This is a genomic window from Providencia sp. PROV156 (assembly GCF_028480905.1).
GTDB lineage: Bacteria > Pseudomonadota > Gammaproteobacteria > Enterobacterales > Enterobacteriaceae > Providencia > Providencia hangzhouensis.
The window spans coordinates 1-1,044 of record NZ_JAMPPE010000062.1; the positions used below are offsets into that span (position 1 = coordinate 1).

Consider the following 1,044-nt stretch of genomic DNA (forward strand, 5'->3'; position numbering starts at 1 on the left):
GTCTTCCCTTGTTATTGTGTAGCCAGAATGCCGCAAAACTTCCATGCCTAAGCGAACTGTTGAGAGTACGTTTCGATTTCTGACTGTGTTAGCCTGGAAGTGCTTGTCCCAACCTTGTTTCTGAGCATGAACGCCCGCAAGCCAACATGTTAGTTGAAGCATCAGGGCGATTAGCAGCATGATATCAAAACGCTCTGAGCTGCTCGTTCGGCTATGGCGTAGGCCTAGTCCGTAGGCAGGACTTTTCAAGTCTCGGAAGGTTTCTTCAATCTGCATTCGCTTCGAATAGATATTAACAAGTTGTTTGGGTGTTCGAATTTCAACAGGTAAGTTAGTTGCTAGAACCCATGGCTCCTTTGCCGACGCTGAGTAGATTTTAGGTGACGGGTGGTGACAATGAGTCCGTGTCGAGCGCTGATTTTTTCGGCCTTTAGAGCGAGATTTATACAATAGAATTTGGCATGAGATTGGATTGCTTTTAGTCAGCCTCTTATAGCCTAAAGTCTTTGAGTGACTAGATGACATATCATGTAAGTTGCTGATAGGTTTCCAGTTTTCCGCTCCTAGGTCTGCATATTGTACTTTTCCTCTTACTCGACTTAACCAGTACCAACCCAGCTTCTCAACGGATTTATACCATGGCACTTTAAAGCCAGCATCACTGACAATGAGCGGTGTGGTGTTACTCGGTAGAATGCTCGCAAGGTCGGCTAGAAATTGGTCATGAGCTTTCTTTGAACATTGCTCTGAAAGCGGGAACGCTTTCTCATAAAGAGTAACAGAACGACCGTGTAGTGCGACTGAAGCTCGCAATACCATAAGTCGTTTTTGCTCACGAATATCAGACCAGTCAACAAGTACAATGGGCATCGTATTGCCCGAACAGATAAAGCTAGCATGCCAACGGTATACAGCGAGTCGCTCTTTGTGGAGGTGACGATTACCTAACAATCGGTCGATTCGTTTGATGTTATGTTTTGTTCTCGCTTTGGTTGGCAGGTTACGGCCAAGTTCGGTAAGAGTGAGAGTTTTACAGTCAAGTAA

General features: G+C 45.2%; 1 protein-coding gene. It reads right to left on the reverse strand.

Translation table 11 applies throughout. The features are described from left to right. A partial coding sequence (locus PSF31_RS21045; RefSeq protein ID WP_024156470.1) for an IS4-like element ISVsa5 family transposase occupies window positions 1-1,044 on the reverse strand: 1,044 nt, incomplete at both ends.